The following is a 17,324-nucleotide window of genomic DNA, read 5'->3' as shown; positions in this document are numbered from 1 at the left end:
CGCCGATGCAAATTCCACGGAATAAACCGTATTTGCACCGGCGTATCCTACTCCATAAATGAACAAGAACCTCTTTGAAGGTTTACATGTAAGTCACGTCACAGTCATTCTATTTCATCTATCCTATATTAATGATATAAGATGTGTAAATCCCTTATATGACATCCATCTTCTTGCAGCCGGACTTATTTATTTTTCACTCATCCGATGTTGGCAGGGCAAAACGTTCATTCAAAGTAGCATAGTCTCCGGCAAGCCGAGCTAATGGCTTCCAACTGTCGATGTCGGTTTTATAATCACCTAAGTATGCCGATTGATCGACATGTGCACGTTGAACCTGACCTAGTACTACATGATCAGTTCCCACTGGAATGATTTTATCCAACTTGCATTCAAATGCGATGGGTGATTCTTTAATCGTCGGGACACTGATTGTATCGGAAAATTGTGGTGTCAGCGATCCTTTTTTAAATTCATCAATCTCCGGCGGGTAATTTTTCGCTGATTCATACATATGGTTAGAAAGCTCGTATGGCACAATATTAATGACATATTCTTCAAGTTCACGAATATTTGTTAGTGTATCTTTCACAGTGCCCTCGCGCTCTTTCACTCCTGGCCCGATGGATACTGCTAACGTCGGAGGCTGACGTGATGCGACGGTGAAAAAGCTGAATGGCGCGAGGTTCAATGTGCCTTTTTTATCCTTAGATGAAATCCAGGCAATCGGCCTCGGCACGACTGATCCAATCATTATTTTGTACATATCTTGAGTGTTCATTTGTTGTGGATCAAATGTCTGTGCATGTTTATTCGGCATACGCGCACACTCCTTCATTCATTTATTTTGGGTCATTCAACCCATCTTCCCCTTTTTCTGCTCAAAACTCGTTTTGATCTAACCCTTATTTATGGATTCACTTCTTTAAACGTTTTCCTCCAAATTGGTTCCGACATGGACTTGTTCGAATAGTTTATCTGAAAACTCTTCTAATGTGTAGCCTTTACACAAATAAAACGGGCATGGTTGAATTCTCTTTGTTATAGAGAAGGAGCTGTACCTTTTAATACAGCTCCGCTTGAATTATTTAGATTTATACACCGGAGTAAGCCATAAATCCGCCATCAACGGGGACGGTGACTCCTGTTACAAATCCAGACATTTTATGATCGCTCAGCCATACCAATGTACCTAATAAGTCCTCCGGCTTTCCTAGTCTCTCCATTGGCGTTTGACCTACGATTTTGGTAGATCGTTCAGTCAACTCCCCATTTTCGTCAAGGAGCAAATTACGATTTTGCGCAGTTAGGAAAAACCCTGGCGCAATAGCGTTACAGCGAATATTTTCTTTCGCCATATGCACTGCGAGCCATTGTGTGAAGTTATCAATTCCTGCTTTTGCTGAGCTGTACGACAGTACCTTTGTCATCGGGCTCGGCGCACTCATTGAGGAAATATTGATCACAATAGGATTTTCTCTATGAAGCATACTTTTCATAAATACTTGGGTGGAAAGAACGGTTCCAATATAATTCAAATGGAAGACGTGTTTCAATCCTTCTTCAGTAAGGTCAAAAAATGTTTTGATTTCATCATTGTCGAGGCTTTCGCTATGGAAATGTTCCTCGCTTGTTGCAGCGTCTGGGTGATTACCGCCCGCACCGTTAATTAAGATATCATAACCATCATAGTGTTCGCGTATTTGCCGATCGGCTTCTTCAATACTTTCCTTACTCAAAACGTCACAAGCCACGGCTATCGCTTCGCCGCCTTGTTCAACGATTTCATCCGCAACGCCTTGAGCGTTTTCCTGTTTTCTGCTTAGCACGGCTACTTTCACGCCATGTTGCGCTAGTTCACGAGCCATTTCCCCGCACAATACGCCACCACCACCTGTAACAACCGCAACTTTTCCTTTTAAATTTTCATTAAAACTTAGCATTTATAATGCCTCCTTTTCACAAAGATCCCACGTTCCTAACATGTACATAATTCCCAATGCTCGGTCATAAAGTCCGTAACCGGGACGGCACTCTTCTCCCCAAAGGTGACGACCGTGATCTGGCCGGATATATCCTTTATATTCGATATCATGATAGGCCTTAATAATCGCCGTGATATCGACCGAGCCATCTTGCGAGCGATGTGAGGTCTCTATGAAATCACCATTTTCATAACGTCGTACATTGCGCACATGAGCGAAGTGGATACGGTCTTGAAACTCATGAATCATCGTTGGAATGTCATTGTCGGGATGCGCACCTAATGCACCACTGCAAAGTGTCAGACCGTTATACTCGCTGTCTACTAATGTAACTAGTTTCTGTAAATCCTCATGAGTCGAAACGATGCGTGGCAAATCAAACACAGACCACGGTGGGTCATCCGGGTGAATCGCCATCCGCACATCACATTCCTTGCACACCGGTATGATCTTTTCCAGAAAATAACGCAGATTATCACGCAAATCTTCCTCTGTCACGCCTCGGTATTGCTCGATTAAATGCTGAATCTGACTTAATCGTTCCGGTTCCCATCCCGGCATCGTGAACTCAGGATTTTCGGTTACTTTTTGAATCAATTCTTCCGGTGTAATATTATTGATCTTATCGCTTTCATAAAATAAAGCCGTCGATCCGTCTTCCATTTCTTTGTCTAAATCCGTCCGGATCCAATCGAACACAGGCATGAAGTTATAACAAATCACCTTCACCCCAGCCTCCGCTAAATTCCGAATCGTTTCTTTATAATTTTCGATATATTGATCTCTGCTCGTTATACCGAGTTTAATGTCTTCATGAATATTCACGCTTTCTACTACGTCAATATTCAATCCATGGGATTCTATATGTTTTTTTTCTTCTAAAATTTCGGGCAGTTCCCATACTTCCCCTGGCTGCTTATGGTGAAAAGCCCATACGGCGCCATCCACGCCTGGAATCTGTTTGATATGGTTCAACGACACACTGTCATTGTTTTTCCCATACCAACGAAAAACCATTTGCATATCATGTCCCTCCCCCTACTAATCTATCTTAATCATCACTTTTCTCACGTTTTCCGGGTCATCCTCCATTATTTTAAATGCTTGATCTGCGTCTTTTAGCTCAAACTCATGACTGACCAAATCTTTCACATTAAAAGAAAGAGTATTGAACAATTCAATCACTTTCGGAAAACGGTATGTCTGAAGTCTGGAACCGCAAATCGTAAGTTCTTTTTTAGTGATCGCCACTTGAGAAATCGATGATGGTTCGGGATGAAAACCAAGCAGCACCACTCGTCCGGCGGCGGATGCAATAGTAACCGATTGTTCAAATGTTTTCGGCAGGCCGACTGCATCCATAACAACGTTTGCCCCCATACCTCGTGTCCATTCTTGTATGGAATCACTGATGTCTTCTTTTTCCGGGTGTAGAAGCAGATCAGCCCCCCATTTTTCAGCGAAGTCCAACCGTTTTTCATTAAAATCGGAAATAGCGACTTTAGCTCCAGCTTCTTTCGCCATTTTCAAACAACATAACCCTATGGGTCCGGCGCCGATTATAAACACAACGTCATCCTTTTGAACTTGGCCCCGGTATACCGCCTGGGCTCCTATGGTAAAGGGTTCAACTAAAGCGATCTCAGACCAGTCCAATTTAGGGTTCACTTTATGGACAACGTTGGCATCCATCGTGATATATTCCTGACTTCCACCTTCAAGATGCACTCCATACACTTGAATCGACTCGCAAACATTGGGTCTGCCATTTTTGCAGGCATAGCACTCTCCGCAATATTTGATGGGTTCCATAACTGCTTTATCTCCCGGGGCAACCGTTGTTACGTCCCGGCCTACTTCTACCACTTCCCCTGCCACTTCATGTCCTATGATGCGCGGGTATGTTGCGAAAGGATTTTCTCCATGCAAAATGTGCATATCAGAACCGCAAATCCCCATCCGTTTCATTTTCAATTTAACTTCGTTTGCGGCAGGTTGTTTCGGCTCTTCTTTCTCAATAACCTGTAAACCCCCGGGTTCTGCAACTTGTAGTGCTTTCATATATTACTCTCCCCTTTTCTATGAGTCTAGTAAGTTAGGCAAAAACAACGTTATTTCTGGAATAAAGCTCACTAGTAATAGTACAACCAAACTAACGGCTAAAAACGGAATTAAAGCTATCGAAGATCGAACCAACGAAACTTTGCCAATATTAGATGCAACGAATAAACATACCCCAACTGGAGGCGTTGATAGACCAATCATTAAATTAAGAACCATCATCACACCGAATTGAACAGGATCCATACCAATCTCAGTTGCAACAGGCAGTAAAACCGGGAACAAAATGACGAGTGCTGCGATGGTTTCCATAAATGTCCCGATAAATAAAAGTAATAGATTCAACAATAGAATCACAATAATAGCGTTAGGAGAAATAGATAGGATTCCATCTGCTACGAGCTGCGGGATTTGTTCGCTTACTAATATCCAGCCGTAAAGGTTTGCGAATCCAACTAGTACTAGAATTCCTGCTGTTGTAATCATCGAATCAATCATGATTTTTGGAACGTCCTTTATCTTTAATTCACGATAAATGAACAATCCCACAATTAACGCATAAATGACAGCTACAATAGCGGCTTCTGTCGGTGTAAAAATACCGCTTAGGATACCGACAAGAATAACGACGGTCATCATCAACGCCCAGAATGCACCTGGAAACGCCTTTACAATGACTGATAGTTTTTCACGTTCTCCTTTGGGATATCCCTTTTTAACAGAAATGGCATAGGTTACAATCATTAAGCTGATTCCCAGTAAAACGCCCGGTACGGCACCGGCCAAAAATAAATCCCCAATGGAGACTGTTGCCAGCGTCCCCACGATAATCATCGGAAGGGAAGGCGGAATAATCGGACCAACCGTTGAAGATGATGAGGTTACCGCTACAGCAAACGGACCACTATAGCCTTCTTTTTTCATAGCTGGAATCATTACCGCCCCGATACTGGCAGTGTCAGCAAGCGCTGTTCCGGAAATACCTGCAAATCCCATCGAAGATCCCACATTAGCTAAGCCTAAACCGCCGCGGATATGTCCAATGATTTTCTTAGCAAAATCAATGATTCTAGGTGTAATGCCCCCTGCATTCATCAGATTCCCTGCCAGAACAAATCCAGGAATACATAAGAGGACAAACGAGTTGATCCCCTCGAACATTTTCTGCACCATGACATTCATCGGGATTTCCATGAGAAAAACATAAAGTAAAGAGGATAGACCCAAACTAAATGCTATGGGTACACCCAAAAAGATAAGTACAATAAAGGATACAAATAACAATACAGCCATTATTCTTCTGCCCCTCCTTCCTCTGATGCTGGTTCCGTTATAACTAAATACACATTCAGAAAACTATAAATCCCTAACAAAACAAACGCTGCAATCATGCTTGCATTGATATACGACATACTGATGGATAACGTGGCGGATGTACGATTTGTTCCAATCATTGTGAATTCGTAAGCATAATAAATCAGAAACGTCGAAAAAGCGCCGAGCACCAAATAAATGACAGCGTCATAATATCTTCTAATGCGCGCAGGCAGTAACCCGACCAGGACATCAACTCTGACAAAGTCGCGTTTTTCCATCGCTAAAGGGGCACCAAACGCTATCGAAAATATGAATAAGAAGCGTGACATCTCTTCGGTCCATATAAAGCCGAATGGCATAAATCTCGATAGGATTTGAAGCACCACGACAATAATCAAAGCAGAAAAGGACAATAATGTTACCAATTGAATCGCTCGACTTAACCAATGAAAAACTCGCATCGTCATCTCCTCTTTCTCTAAGGCCTTTAATATATAGGACTTTTCATGATGTCCCTATCACACGTTTATGGGGCATCCTGAAAAATCAATATAAGCACCTTTTTTTAGGGAAGAGAGCGCGGGCTTATGCCACACTCTCTTGTTTCCATTTTTTATTCGCCTGCTTCTACAATTCTTTCATAAAGATCTAATTGTTCTTCACTAAGACTTTCTTCAATTGCTGGTCTCATTGCTTCAGAAAAGGCATCTTTGTCGACATCTTCATTGAACTTCATGCCTTCATCTTTTAACATCTGTGTATATTCTTCTGTATCTTCTTCATATAATTCTTGGCTGAGACCTTGAACTTCTTCGCTTGCTTCCATAACAGCTTCCTGCATATCTTCATCTAATGCGTTGAATTGCTCATTACCAACAACCACATATACCCAGCCATATACATGCTCTGTAACGTTTACATAGTCTTGCACTTCATAAAATCCTGCACTGTGAATAAGATCAACCGGATTCTCCTGCCCATCAATCACGCCTTGCTGTAGTCCTGTAAATACCTCATTGAAAGCGATTGTTTGTGGACTTGCTCCTACTTCATTCCAGGAGTCCATATATAATGGAACATTTGGTACACGCATTTTGAACCCTTCCGCATCTGCCGGTGTATTAATCGGTTCGTTGGAAGTTAAATTACGTGGTGCTCTCATATGATAGTAAAGAGGTGTCAGACCAACGTCGTCTTTAATGGTTTGCTCTAATTCTTCACCAATCTCACCTTCTACTACTGTTTTCAAATGTTCTTCACTATTGATGGCATAAGGCGCACCAAGCATTGCCGTTTCAGGGGCCCAATTTGCCATCGATTCACCCGTAATAGTCATATCAGCTGTTCCAGCACTAATTCCATCTATGACATCGGTTTCGCTTCCGAGCTCTTCGTTAGGATAAATTTCAATTTGCAATTGACCATCTGTCTTTTCATCTACTAATTCAGCAAAACGTTCTGCCGTTTTGTGCCAAGAGTGATCTTCATTGGATAAATGACCTAATTTCCAAGTAATTGTTTCACCCGATTCTTCACCTTCTCCTCCAGCAGTTTCCTCATTATTAGAAGAGTCTTCTCCACAAGCACTAATGATAAATAAAAGCGCTGTCAAAATAGATAACCCCAATACTTTTTTCATGACACCTTCTCCCCTTTTTCATTATTATTTTATAAACGGTTTTATAGAAAACCGTTTATAACGCTACGAAATCAAGTAATCATAGACTGATTGAGAAATTGGAATACCATTTTTCGAATAGTTCTCTTGTTTCAATTGTTCTGGTTCACCTGGCACTAACACTTGATCAAATCCTTCTGCAGGAACCACGTTGTGCAATTCTTCAATCATCTTATCAACACTCGTCAAAAATTCATCTTTATCAACGAAAAGCCCCGCATCTATTGTAATAATCGTATGACCGAGCTTTCGATATTGGTCATAGTCCCCATACATCGTAACGATGGAGGAACCAAACGAAGAACCAGTCATAATACCAGATAATACATCTACAACTAATGCAAGACCGTACCCTTTAGCTCCACCTACCGGAAGAAGACTTTTAACAACCGAGGGATCCGTAACTGTATTTCCATCTTTATCTACGCCCCAGTTATCTGGAATCGGTTGACTATTTTCACGAGCGTTAATTATTTTTCCAAAAGCCACATTACTTGTTGCCATATCTAAAATAATGGGACGTTCATTTTTAGACGGAAAACCAAAAGCTATAGGATTCGTTCCAAAATATGAATCTGCTCCACCAAAAGGAACAACCGCACTATCTGTTTGAGTTACAACCATACTCACCATATCTTCATTCGCTGCTTGTTCAGCAAAATAAGAAAGAGCACCACAATGACTGGAATTTGTAACTCCAACAATACCTATCCCGTTTTCTTTTGATAACTTAATAGAATAATCCATTGCTTCTTTTGCAATGACATGCCCCATGCCATTATCACCATTGAACAATGCACCGGACTTTCCTTTATTTTCAACACTCGTTAAACTATTCGAATTAATCCCCCCTTCTGATAATCTCCTTACATAGTGTTCCGTTCTCAAAACACCATGTGAATGAACCCCCCTTAAATCTGCGTGAACCAACACATCTGCTACCGTTAGTGCATGGGCTTCCCGTAATCCAGCAGATATTAATTTATCTACAACTAATTTTCTTAGACGGTCTTCTTTAATGTTAACTTCGGACACCATAAACACCTCTGTTTCATCGTCCGCTGTAGAAAGCGGTTACATAAATGCTAATAGGCTTATAAATCCTTACTTAAAATACCCTGGAAACCTCTCTTTGAGTTCCTCTCGATCTACAGTTACGAGCTGTAAATGTTTCCTTACTACATTTTCCGCTGTCTCTTTATCATTGTTTTGGATAGCCTCTAAAATCTGCTCATGTTGAGAAATAATCGTGTCAGTGTTTAAATTTTCAGATAAGCTTAACAAGCGAACGCGGTTGAAATTCTTACTCATCATATCCTGAAGAACCGTCAAAATCCTCTGTTTATTACAACCTTCAAAAATAATAGCGTGAAATCTATCGTCTAAAGTGTAAAAGTGTCTTAAATCTTTCTTTTTCGCACTATTTTTTTGTTGTTCTACTATATCCTGAAGTTGTGCTATATTTTTTCTGAAAAAATGTCACATGCTAATTTTGTCACAGCCACTTCTAAATGCTCTCTCATAAACCTTGTTTCTTCTAAGTGGTCTAAGTCGATAAGAGAAACAATTGATGTTTTTTGAGGATACACTGTTATAAGATCATCTTGAGATAATCGTAAAAAAGCTTCCCTTACCGGCGTTCTACTTACTTCTAAGCGCTTGGAAATTTCATTTTCGCTTATCGAACGTCCCGGTTCTAATTGCAAAGCCATAATTTCTTGACGTAAGGAAGCATAAACTTCACTTCTCATAGATTTTGTATCTTTATTGGTTAAGTGATTTATATTCATGAATCCGCCTCCAAAAAATTGTCTAATACATCACTTTCGTTTAACTTGTATACAAGTATAAAAGAATACTAGAATGTTAACAAGACCGAATTTAAAATTTTTTGTTTTTTTACGAAATTATTGCTTTATCTCTTGTCGCCTCCTAAAAAAATACCCGAAACTTCGTTGGTCTCAAAGGTAGAAAGTCTTATTAAAAAGCCTTTCAGAGTATGTATTCCAAAAGGCTTTCACTGTTTATCCTAGAGTATCACTCGTTATAATGTTGTTTCGTTCTAGCTTAGGATAGATTCTTTTCACACATCGGACGTTTTGTTTTACAAACTTTCTTAAGTCGAAAGAAGTCCGATGCGATCAGCTGCTTCACGTAGACGCTCGGGAGTATCAAGGAGTCCAATGCGTATGTATCCTTCCCCGTATTCCCCAAAACCATTTCCCGGAGCTGTTGCGACATGAGCTTTTTCAAGTAATTTGTCTGAAAATTCTTCTGACGTATAGCCTTCAGGAACAGGGAGCCAGACAAAAAAGGTGCCTTTTGGAGATGCTGCCTCCCACCCATACTCTCGAAGTCGCCCCAAAAATGCGTTGCGACGAGCTTCGTATGTGGCAGCCAATTGCCGGACAGGTTCTTGATTGGCTGTTAAAGCGTAAGCAGCAGCTTCTTGAATTGCTCCAAATATGCTGACATACAGATGATCTTGAATAAGATTAATACTTTCAATGACGGAAGGATTTCCTACAGCAAAAGCTACACGCCATCCCGCCATATTATACGTTTTGGATAAGGTGTATATTTCAATCCCAATATCTTTCGCACCCTCTGACTGCATAAAACTTTGTGGCTTGTCTCCATCGAACCCAAGCGCACCATATGCAAAGTCATGCACGACACAAATATTGTGCGCTTTTGCCATTTCAATGGTTTTATCAAAAAATGTTTTATTGGCAGTAGCTGCAGTTGGATTATTAGGATAGTTTAAAAACATAAGCTTCGCCTTCTCCAAAACTTCCATTTGCAATGCGCTATAATCCGGTAAAAAATGGTTTCTTTCTAAAAGCGGCATTAGTTCTACATTCGCGTTAGCTAACGCCGTTCCTGATAAATAATCGGGGTATCCTGGATCCGGAAGCAATGCCGTATCTTCAGCATTAAGAAGACACTGACTAATCTCCACAAGTCCTGTTTTTGCACCAAATAAAATAGCCACTTCTGTTTCTGGTTGGATGTCTACATTATATTCCCTTTTATAAAAATCTGCAGCTGCTTGTTTCAATTCCCTGCGTCCACGAAAGGGAGAATATTTGTGATTTTCGTTTTTTTCGGCTGCTTGCTTTAATTCTTCAACAATTGGCGGTGGCGTAGGTAAATCAGGATTTCCTTGCCCGAGGTTAATGACATCGTATCCTTGTTTATACAAATGCTGCACTTTTTGCACCAAACCTGCGAAAAATTGTTCCGGCAGCCTTTTTAACGTATTTGATTGTTCAAAATGTCTCACATTTCTCTCTCCTCTATTAAATCATTTGGTGTCATATTATCATAATCTGTTGATTAGCTATATTTTTCATTATATTGTAAGTTATTTCCCGGGAAATTTCTTGTTTATTCTTGCCATTCATCTTGCACACAACAACGTTCTGACAAACATTCACATGCAAAAAACAAATCTTGTCAGGACTTCGAAAACATCCCTATAAAAAAGAACTGTCCCATCAGTCTTAAAAAGACTTTTGAGCACAGCTCTTACTGGTCTTCTATCTACGGTCCTTTACGGAAAGACAGGAAGCCTTTGATTAAACATTATAAGTATACGATTTTTTGTTCGAAAATATTGTTTAAGACATGTTCCACCTCAAACGCATCTGCTGTAACGTAGCGGCTACGTTGTGAGGTGCTCGTTTTCTCCAAGACTCCCAACCTATAAGCAAACCGAAATAAGAGTGTAATAAATTGGCGAAGCGTAGAGTTTTGATAATTAGACATCTCATGTAACTGATTAAAAAATTGGTCATAATAAGTTTTAGAAGAAAAAGACTCCTGCCCTTTCCACGTATGTAAATTCTCAAGAAACGTACGAAAAAAATCTATACTGACGGTGTACGTTTGCGGAGATTTTTTGAACTTTAAAAGAGAATCTTCTTCCATATAATAGAGCTCTAACGTATCCTTATTTGCAGAAGAAGTAGAATTATTTTCCTTCCTACTTTTTATACTACTAGGACTAGGGACAACCGTATCCCTTAAGCCCGTATTCTGTTCGTCATTGTTTTGTCTGTGTACAGATTGTTCGTTGTACCGACGAGGCTCTTCTTCAGAGATAAAAGCTTCTATTTCAGCTAATTGTCTCAAATGAGTAACCGCATCCTCCGCTCTCTCAAATTTATGTTTATCAATGGATGAGTGCAGGATATTCTGCAATTTTTGTTTTATTTGGTCTGACATAAATGGCACTCCTTTCGCTGTTCCTTTTTATATTTTACACAAAAGACAACTATATGGCTATAAAAAGTAAAACGTTTTCTTAAAACTGTAATACCTATGTTACTATTTCTCCCCTACTTAACCAGTTAAAGAATTGTATTATCGTAACAATTTACACGTTCCTGGTAACTTTTATTTTTCACTTTTACTAAATTCTGCACATACGCCGCATCATGTGGATGCAGTGGCGGCTGATTCTTGGTTCGTGTATTTCGTGGTTAAAGCGGAAAAAACAGGTGACCCATATAAATAAATATTTTCAACTTCAATATTACCCCCAACACAACCTTCAAAACATTAGATCAAACGCTAGAAATTGGTATAGACAACTATATTGAATGATGCTACAATAACTTCAACATTTATCACATAAATATTTAATGTTTATCGTTTATTTATTCCGAAAATAATGAAAGGACTGATTTTTTTATGTTGAATTTTTTGCAGCGAATTGGAAAGGCTTTAATGCTTCCCATTGCAACGCTCCCAGCTGCTGCGCTGTTACAGAGATTAGGTCAGGATGATTTATTCAACGTCCCCTTCATGGCCTCCGCTGGTTCTGCTCTCTTTGACAACCTTCCATTAATCTTTGCGATTGGTGTAGCGATTGGGTTATCAAAAGATGGCAACGGTGCGGCCGGCCTTGCCGGAGCCATTGGTTTTTTAGTGCTACAAGAAGGAACTGCTGCAATCAATGAGAACATAGATATGGCCTTTCTTGGAGGTATAATTTCTGGGGTTATTGCCGGTCTATTATACAATCGATTCCATAATATTAAACTCCCTAATTGGCTGGGTTTTTTTGGAGGAAGACGCTTCGTTCCGATTGTGACAGCTGCGACAATGGTTCTACTCGCAGGCATGTTCGGGTATGTTTGGCCGCCCGTACAAGGGGTCATTGATTCTATCGGCCAATGGATTATTGAGGCAGGTGCTCTCGGAGCCGGTGTGTATGGCTTCTTGAATCGTTTGTTGATTCCTATTGGGCTCCATCATGTCTTAAATTCGTTAATATGGTTTGAATTTGGTTCTTTTGAAGGAGCTTCCGGTGATCTCGATCGCTTCTTCGCGGGAGATCCGACCGCCGGTATATTCATGGCCGGGATGTTTCCAATAATGATGTTCGGTTTACCCGCTGCTTGTTTAGCTATGATTATTGCGGCTAAACCAGAAAAACGTGCTCAAGTGAGTGGTCTTTTAGCCGGCCTTGCGTTAACATCTTTTCTCACGGGTATTACTGAACCTATTGAATTCTCGTTTATGTTCATTTCGCCATTGTTATATGTTACTCATGCCCTCTTAACCGCTATATCCTTGGTTGTTACAAATATAGTTGGGACATTGCATGGTTTTGGTTTTTCAGCCGGTGCTATTGACTACTTTTTAAACTTTAATTTGGCGACAAGACCATTATTATTAGCAGGAATCGGTCTTATATTCGCCTGCATTTATTTCATTGTCTTTTATGCAATGATTAAAGGACTCGACTTAAAAACTCCCGGGCGGGAAGATGATGAGGACGATACCACTATTTATGAAGGGGATGATAAGTATCATGCGATGGCAAAAGAATTTGTAGCTGCTATCGGTGGTTATAAAAACATTCAAGCTATCGATAACTGTGTCACTCGTTTACGTTTACAAATGGATGATATGAATCAGATTGACGAGGATCGTTTAAAACGACATGGAGCTAAAGGTGTCATGAAAGTAGATAATAAAAACTTGCAAATTATTGTCGGCACCGACGTCGAGTTCGTTGCTGATGCGATGAGAAACCAACAATATACTGGTTTTAGCAGTGGGGATAAAAGGAAACAAACGACATTGATGAGTCCGTTAAAAGGAACTATTATTCCATTACAGCAAGTAAATGACGCTGCTTTTTCCTCCGAAGCACTTGGAAAGGGGATTGCCATTATCCCGACAGATGGCAGACTTTATGCACCTACTGCTGGAACGGTGAACACCGTATTTCCGACAAAGCATGCATATGGTATTACGACGACAGAAGGAGTAGAAATCTTATTGCACATTGGACTAAATACTGTCGAGTTATATGGAAAATATTTCACTTCTCACGTTGAGCAGGGCGAGAAGGTGCAAGAAGGACAGCTTGTCGCATCATTTGATATAGAAAGTATTCAAGCTGCCGGATTCGATATATCCACTCCCGTGATTATTACTAACGTTGAAGCTAATCAAGAAATCAGTAGCAATTCCGATGGAGATATAACACCTAAAGATTCAATAATAAAAATTAACTCCTAAAAATATGAACGTGGATTACCTGGCAGCGTGACTTTCTGCAAGACGGTCCCTTATTATAGTCGTAATAACGGTATCCTGTCTTCATATTTTTCTATTAATTTCTTATTATGTGCATCCGCTCCATCCATATTCCCTGACAAAAAAATAGGTGGTGTACTGTTTTTATCTATCAAATGCTCAATAACTCCGGCAAATAAGGTTTGTAAAATAACGGCTCCTATAACAGTGGAACTAGCACCATATGATTCTGTAATACTAGGATGGCTTAAAAGCACATCCCCTTTTTTACTTAAATTATCTAACACAAGATCTACACAATCATAAAGCCGCCATCCATTCTCATGTCGAGATGGCTGACTTTTAGAATACTCCATCGACGTTATGCCTATAACATAAAGTCCCATCTTTTTCCCATATTCCGCAACGTCAATCGGGACTGGATTCCGTCCGGATGTGGAAATGACAATCAAGACGTCTTGTTTTCGGAAAGAAATGTGTTCTAAAAATTCTTCTATGTACCTCTCTTTTCTTTCATTGATGGATGCCTGTAACGCTCCATTATGAAGCATAAGTGATTCTTCAAAAAGGGGATTTATCGGTGCTAACCCCCCGGCTCTAAAGAAAACCTCTTCACTCAAAATGTGAGAATGCCCCGCTCCAAAAATATGTATAATACCATCATTTGTAATCGACTCAGATACTTTACTAACGGCTTTTTCAATTGGAATCTGCTGATTAGTTTTTAATGAATGCAGCAATTCTTGAATCTGCTCTATATAATGAAACGCCATCCAGAGTTCTCCCTTCCGTGACTTGTGACTTCCCTGCGTAGGTAAAAAGCCGCTTTTCATAAACCTTTAGAAGACAGAAAACGGACCATTCGTGTTGGTCCGTTTTTATTCTAAGTCTTCCCTGCCGACTTCCAGGTGCTTGTACTTTTCCTATTTATCTTGGCATTTTAATGGTGAACTTATAGCGATCACCTCGATATACCGATTTTACATATTCAAATAATGTTCCGTCCTCTAAGTAAGTCATTCGTTTGATTAACAACACAGGATCTCCTACTTGTATGTCAAGATAATCCGCTTCTTCTTGTCGTGCCAAGGAGGATTCAAATGTTTGTTCACCGTTTCCAAGCTTTAATCCTTTTTCTGCTTCTAATATATAATATAACGAATGATTCTCAATATCTTCAGGGAGCTCTCCGACAAGCTCCTTATTCATATACGTCGTTTCCAAAGCCATAGGCACCTCATCTGCCAACCGGAGCCGTTTTATTTCGTATAATTGTTGATCACCTTGCATTTGCAACATCTCTGCGAATTTCAACGAAGGATTGTCTAAATTGTATTTCACTAACTTACTGCCCGGCTTCAATCCACGCTTTCTCATATCTTCCGTAAAGCTGGTCAATCCTTGCAGCGTCTGCTCAATTTTCGGTTCCAAAACAAAGGTCCCTTTTCCTTTTTCGCGACGCAGTAATCCTTCGTTAACAAGTTCCGTTACAGCCTGACGCACCGTCATACGACTAACATCATAACTTTCGGCGAAAATCCGTTCGGATGGGAGCATATCACCAGGCTCCCATTCATTAGAATCTATTTTTCCTCGAATCATTTCTTGAATTTGATAATAAATAGGGAGAGGTGAGGTTTTGTCGATCATCCGATTTCTCACTCCTTTTTTGTTACCATCATAATGGTTTCGCTTCGTCTTTTTCACTTGGTTCATCCGTTTTAGAAACAACGGCTAACGCATGTTCATCTGCAATAATTGTAACATATGGATGGTTTTTTAAGGAGGATGCTGGAAAGTCTTCTCTCGTATTTTCGTCTTCTAATAATCTTTTAACAGCTTCTTTTTTTCTTTCTCCAGAGGCGAGCAAAAGGATACTACGGCTATCCAATATGGATGATATCCCCATCGTGATGGCATGTTCAGGTACGTCTTCTTTGTTTTCAAAATAACGGGCGTTTGCTTCGCGAGTCGTTGGGTTCAGTTTTTCAATATGCGTTCGGGATGTGAATGAAGTACCTGGTTCATTAAAACCGATGTGGCCATTCTCGCCGATTCCAAGCAATTGTAAATCAATTCCTCCAACTTCCTTTATCATGCGTTCATAACGTTCAGCTTCCTTTTCTAAATGTGGAGCATTTCCTCTAGGAAGGTTGGTTTGCGAAGGTTGCAGCGCAAGTGGTTGAAACAAATGATTTTTCATATACAAATGATAGCTCTTAGGATGCTGCGGAGAAAGACCTACATACTCGTCGAGATTGAATGTCGTCAGCTCGGATAAAGATAAATTTTCTTGAAGTGCTTTTTGAACAAAAGCTTTATATGTTCCTTCTGGCGTCCCTCCAGTAGCCAGTCCAAGTACACTGTCTGATTTGCTTTTCACTTGGGCGGCGAGCATGTCCGCTGCTTTTTCACTCATTTCATTGTAATTTTTCACTCGAATAACCTGCATAGTAATCCCCCTTCCTATTTTTCATAAGCTATCTGACCACGGCACCACGTCCGAATGACCTCTTGGTTTTCATCAAGTAAAACAAAATCTGCATCCATCCCTGGTGCAATGGCACCTTTATGCTCAAGTCCTAGTTTTGCTGCTGCATTTGCAGACGTCATCGCTACCGCTTCTTTTAGACTGCAGTCTGTGTAGCTCATCATATTTTTCATCGCTTCATTCATCTTTAACATGCTTCCTGCTATTGTTCCATCTTCTAAATATGGACGATTCCCTTCTACGGTTACGGTTTGTCCACCTAGATCATAGTGTCCGTTCGGCAAACATTTCGCACGGATGGAGTCTGTTATAAGGAAAATATCCGTTGTTCCTTTCATTTGATGCGCCATTTTCACCATGGAAGGGTGCACATGAATACCGTCGGCTATTATTTCATTGGTTACTTTATGGTGTAACAAGGCTGCTGATGCAAGCCCGGGTTCCCGATGATGCAATCCGCTCATTCCGTTAAAAAGATGAGTCACATGCGACAACCCAGCGACTATCGACTGTTCCACTTCCTCAAGATTTGCATTTGAATGAGCAGCTGATGCAATTACACCGGTCTTTTTTAAATGACGAATTAATTGATAGTCCAAATCACATTCTGGAGCGAGTGAGACCCATTTTATTAACCCTTCTGCTGCTTCCTGCCATTCTTGAAACAACGATACATCTGCATCTAACAAAAAATTTTTTGGCTGGGCCCCCGCTTTCATTGGTGTGAAAAAAGGACCTTCCAAATGAACTCCGAGCATCTCCGCCTGTTGTGGAGCTTGATATTTACTAAAGACAGCAGCATTTTGCAGTGCTCTTGTAATAGCATCCTGGCTTTGCGTGATAGTGGTAGCAAGAAATGAGGTTGTTCCTTCAGCGGGAAGGGTTTGTGTCATAGTCGTCAATGCATCGAATGTGCCATCCATCACGTCTGCATTATTTACTCCATGAATATGTACATCAATCATACCTGGCACCAGTAACGTCCCCGACTCTACGGTATATTCTTTTAGCTTCCAGCGATCCATGTCCGGTATTTCTATCTCCATCCTGTCGTTCTCTCCGACAGCGGTGATTTTTCCGTTCTTCACGGTGATATAAGCATGTTCTATTTCTTCATTTGCATTATAAATGTGCACGTCACGAAGTACGAAGTTTTCCATCGTTCGCACCCTTTCTATGATTGGCGATTTTCTTTATCTTAACAAAATATAATTATAGTTGTCTATACCAATTC

General features: G+C 40.4%; 17 protein-coding genes. 1 reads left to right on the top strand and 16 read right to left on the bottom strand.

Annotated elements, in window-relative coordinates:
- Nucleotides 1-196: 196 nt before the first annotated feature.
- The 12 genes from J2S78_RS02400 to J2S78_RS02350 form a co-directional block, all read right to left on the bottom strand.
- The gene (locus J2S78_RS02400) at nucleotides 197-820 is read right to left on the bottom strand and encodes a flavin reductase family protein (RefSeq protein WP_306895886.1); all 624 of its coding nucleotides are present in this window, start codon (nucleotides 818-820) and stop codon (nucleotides 197-199) included.
- 274 nt (nucleotides 821-1,094) lie between these two features.
- Entirely contained in the window at nucleotides 1,095-1,943 is an 849-nt protein-coding gene (locus J2S78_RS02395; protein ID WP_306895884.1) for an SDR family oxidoreductase, read from the bottom strand.
- The gene (uxuA, locus tag J2S78_RS02390; protein WP_306895882.1) at nucleotides 1,944-3,008 is read right to left on the bottom strand and encodes a mannonate dehydratase; all 1,065 of its coding nucleotides are present in this window, start codon (nucleotides 3,006-3,008) and stop codon (nucleotides 1,944-1,946) included.
- Between the two features lie 18 nt (nucleotides 3,009-3,026).
- The gene (locus J2S78_RS02385) at nucleotides 3,027-4,046 is read right to left on the bottom strand and encodes a zinc-binding alcohol dehydrogenase family protein (protein ID WP_306895881.1); all 1,020 of its coding nucleotides are present in this window, start codon (nucleotides 4,044-4,046) and stop codon (nucleotides 3,027-3,029) included.
- An 18-nt stretch (nucleotides 4,047-4,064) separates the two neighbouring features.
- Entirely contained in the window at nucleotides 4,065-5,342 is a 1,278-nt protein-coding gene (locus tag J2S78_RS02380; RefSeq protein WP_306896978.1) for a TRAP transporter large permease, read from the bottom strand.
- Nucleotides 5,339-5,824, bottom strand: coding sequence for a TRAP transporter small permease (locus J2S78_RS02375; protein WP_306895879.1), 486 nt, complete (start codon nucleotides 5,822-5,824; stop codon nucleotides 5,339-5,341). Before J2S78_RS02375 ends, J2S78_RS02380 begins: the two co-directional genes overlap by 4 nt.
- 152 nt (nucleotides 5,825-5,976) lie before the next feature.
- Nucleotides 5,977-7,002 (bottom strand): TRAP transporter substrate-binding protein, encoded by a 1,026-nt coding sequence (locus J2S78_RS02370; RefSeq protein ID WP_306895875.1) that lies wholly within the window; start codon nucleotides 7,000-7,002, stop codon nucleotides 5,977-5,979.
- A gap of 63 nt (nucleotides 7,003-7,065) precedes the next feature.
- Nucleotides 7,066-8,076 carry an ureidoglycolate dehydrogenase gene (allD, locus tag J2S78_RS02365; protein ID WP_370871515.1) on the bottom strand — a complete coding sequence of 337 codons (1,011 nt, stop codon included), beginning with the start codon at nucleotides 8,074-8,076 and terminating at the stop codon, nucleotides 7,066-7,068.
- A gap of 69 nt (nucleotides 8,077-8,145) precedes the next feature.
- Nucleotides 8,146-8,484 carry an FCD domain-containing protein gene (locus J2S78_RS17060; RefSeq protein ID WP_370871514.1) on the bottom strand — a complete coding sequence of 113 codons (339 nt, stop codon included), beginning with the start codon at nucleotides 8,482-8,484 and terminating at the stop codon, nucleotides 8,146-8,148.
- A 14-nt stretch (nucleotides 8,485-8,498) separates the two neighbouring features.
- Complete coding sequence (locus J2S78_RS02360) at nucleotides 8,499-8,831, bottom strand: GntR family transcriptional regulator (protein WP_306895871.1); 333 nt, start codon at nucleotides 8,829-8,831, stop codon at nucleotides 8,499-8,501.
- 326 nt (nucleotides 8,832-9,157) lie between these two features.
- Entirely contained in the window at nucleotides 9,158-10,327 is a 1,170-nt protein-coding gene (locus J2S78_RS02355; RefSeq protein WP_306895869.1) for a pyridoxal phosphate-dependent aminotransferase, read from the bottom strand.
- 302 nt (nucleotides 10,328-10,629) lie between these two features.
- Nucleotides 10,630-11,271, bottom strand: coding sequence for a hypothetical protein (locus J2S78_RS02350; RefSeq protein ID WP_306895867.1), 642 nt, complete (start codon nucleotides 11,269-11,271; stop codon nucleotides 10,630-10,632).
- A 468-nt stretch (nucleotides 11,272-11,739) separates the two neighbouring features.
- Between J2S78_RS02350 and nagE the strand changes: the two genes are divergently transcribed.
- Nucleotides 11,740-13,581, top strand: coding sequence for an N-acetylglucosamine-specific PTS transporter subunit IIBC (gene nagE, locus J2S78_RS02345; RefSeq protein ID WP_306895865.1), 1,842 nt, complete (start codon nucleotides 11,740-11,742; stop codon nucleotides 13,579-13,581).
- 53 nt (nucleotides 13,582-13,634) lie between these two features.
- On the opposite strand, the gene J2S78_RS02340 is transcribed toward nagE, so the two are convergent.
- From J2S78_RS02340 to nagA, 4 genes are all read right to left on the bottom strand, one after another.
- Entirely contained in the window at nucleotides 13,635-14,372 is a 738-nt protein-coding gene (locus J2S78_RS02340; RefSeq protein WP_306895863.1) for an SIS domain-containing protein, read from the bottom strand.
- 154 nt (nucleotides 14,373-14,526) lie between these two features.
- Entirely contained in the window at nucleotides 14,527-15,249 is a 723-nt protein-coding gene (locus J2S78_RS02335) for a GntR family transcriptional regulator (protein WP_306895860.1), read from the bottom strand.
- Between the two features lie 28 nt (nucleotides 15,250-15,277).
- Nucleotides 15,278-16,051 carry a glucosamine-6-phosphate deaminase gene (gene nagB, locus J2S78_RS02330; protein WP_306895859.1) on the bottom strand — a complete coding sequence of 258 codons (774 nt, stop codon included), beginning with the start codon at nucleotides 16,049-16,051 and terminating at the stop codon, nucleotides 15,278-15,280.
- 14 nt (nucleotides 16,052-16,065) lie between these two features.
- Nucleotides 16,066-17,250 (bottom strand): N-acetylglucosamine-6-phosphate deacetylase, encoded by a 1,185-nt coding sequence (gene nagA / locus J2S78_RS02325; RefSeq protein WP_306895856.1) that lies wholly within the window; start codon nucleotides 17,248-17,250, stop codon nucleotides 16,066-16,068.
- Between the last annotated feature and the right edge of the window lie 74 nt (nucleotides 17,251-17,324).

The organism is Salibacterium salarium (assembly GCF_030813635.1).
Lineage (GTDB): Bacteria > Bacillota > Bacilli > Bacillales > Marinococcaceae > Salibacterium > Salibacterium salarium.
Note: the sequence above shows the minus strand (reverse complement) of the source record. Positions and strands in the feature narration are given on the sequence as shown.

Coding starts and splice junctions, on each gene's coding strand:
- J2S78_RS02350 (WP_306895867.1), bottom strand. CDS start 11,271: ATGTCAGACCAAATAAAACAAAAATTGCAGAATATCCTGCACTCATCC.
- J2S78_RS02385 (WP_306895881.1), bottom strand. CDS start 4,046: ATGAAAGCACTACAAGTTGCAGAACCCGGGGGTTTACAGGTTATTGAG.
- uxuA (WP_306895882.1), bottom strand. CDS start 3,008: ATGCAAATGGTTTTTCGTTGGTATGGGAAAAACAATGACAGTGTGTCG.
- J2S78_RS02335 (WP_306895860.1), bottom strand. CDS start 15,249: ATGATCGACAAAACCTCACCTCTCCCTATTTATTATCAAATTCAAGAA.
- nagB (WP_306895859.1), bottom strand. CDS start 16,051: ATGCAGGTTATTCGAGTGAAAAATTACAATGAAATGAGTGAAAAAGCA.
- nagA (WP_306895856.1), bottom strand. CDS start 17,250: ATGGAAAACTTCGTACTTCGTGACGTGCACATTTATAATGCAAATGAA.
- J2S78_RS02400 (WP_306895886.1), bottom strand. CDS start 820: ATGCCGAATAAACATGCACAGACATTTGATCCACAACAAATGAACACT.
- J2S78_RS02375 (WP_306895879.1), bottom strand. CDS start 5,824: ATGCGAGTTTTTCATTGGTTAAGTCGAGCGATTCAATTGGTAACATTA.
- J2S78_RS02370 (WP_306895875.1), bottom strand. CDS start 7,002: ATGAAAAAAGTATTGGGGTTATCTATTTTGACAGCGCTTTTATTTATC.
- J2S78_RS02340 (WP_306895863.1), bottom strand. CDS start 14,372: ATGGCGTTTCATTATATAGAGCAGATTCAAGAATTGCTGCATTCATTA.
- nagE (WP_306895865.1), top strand. CDS start 11,740: ATGTTGAATTTTTTGCAGCGAATTGGAAAGGCTTTAATGCTTCCCATT.
- J2S78_RS02360 (WP_306895871.1), bottom strand. CDS start 8,831: ATGAATATAAATCACTTAACCAATAAAGATACAAAATCTATGAGAAGT.
- J2S78_RS02395 (WP_306895884.1), bottom strand. CDS start 1,943: ATGCTAAGTTTTAATGAAAATTTAAAAGGAAAAGTTGCGGTTGTTACA.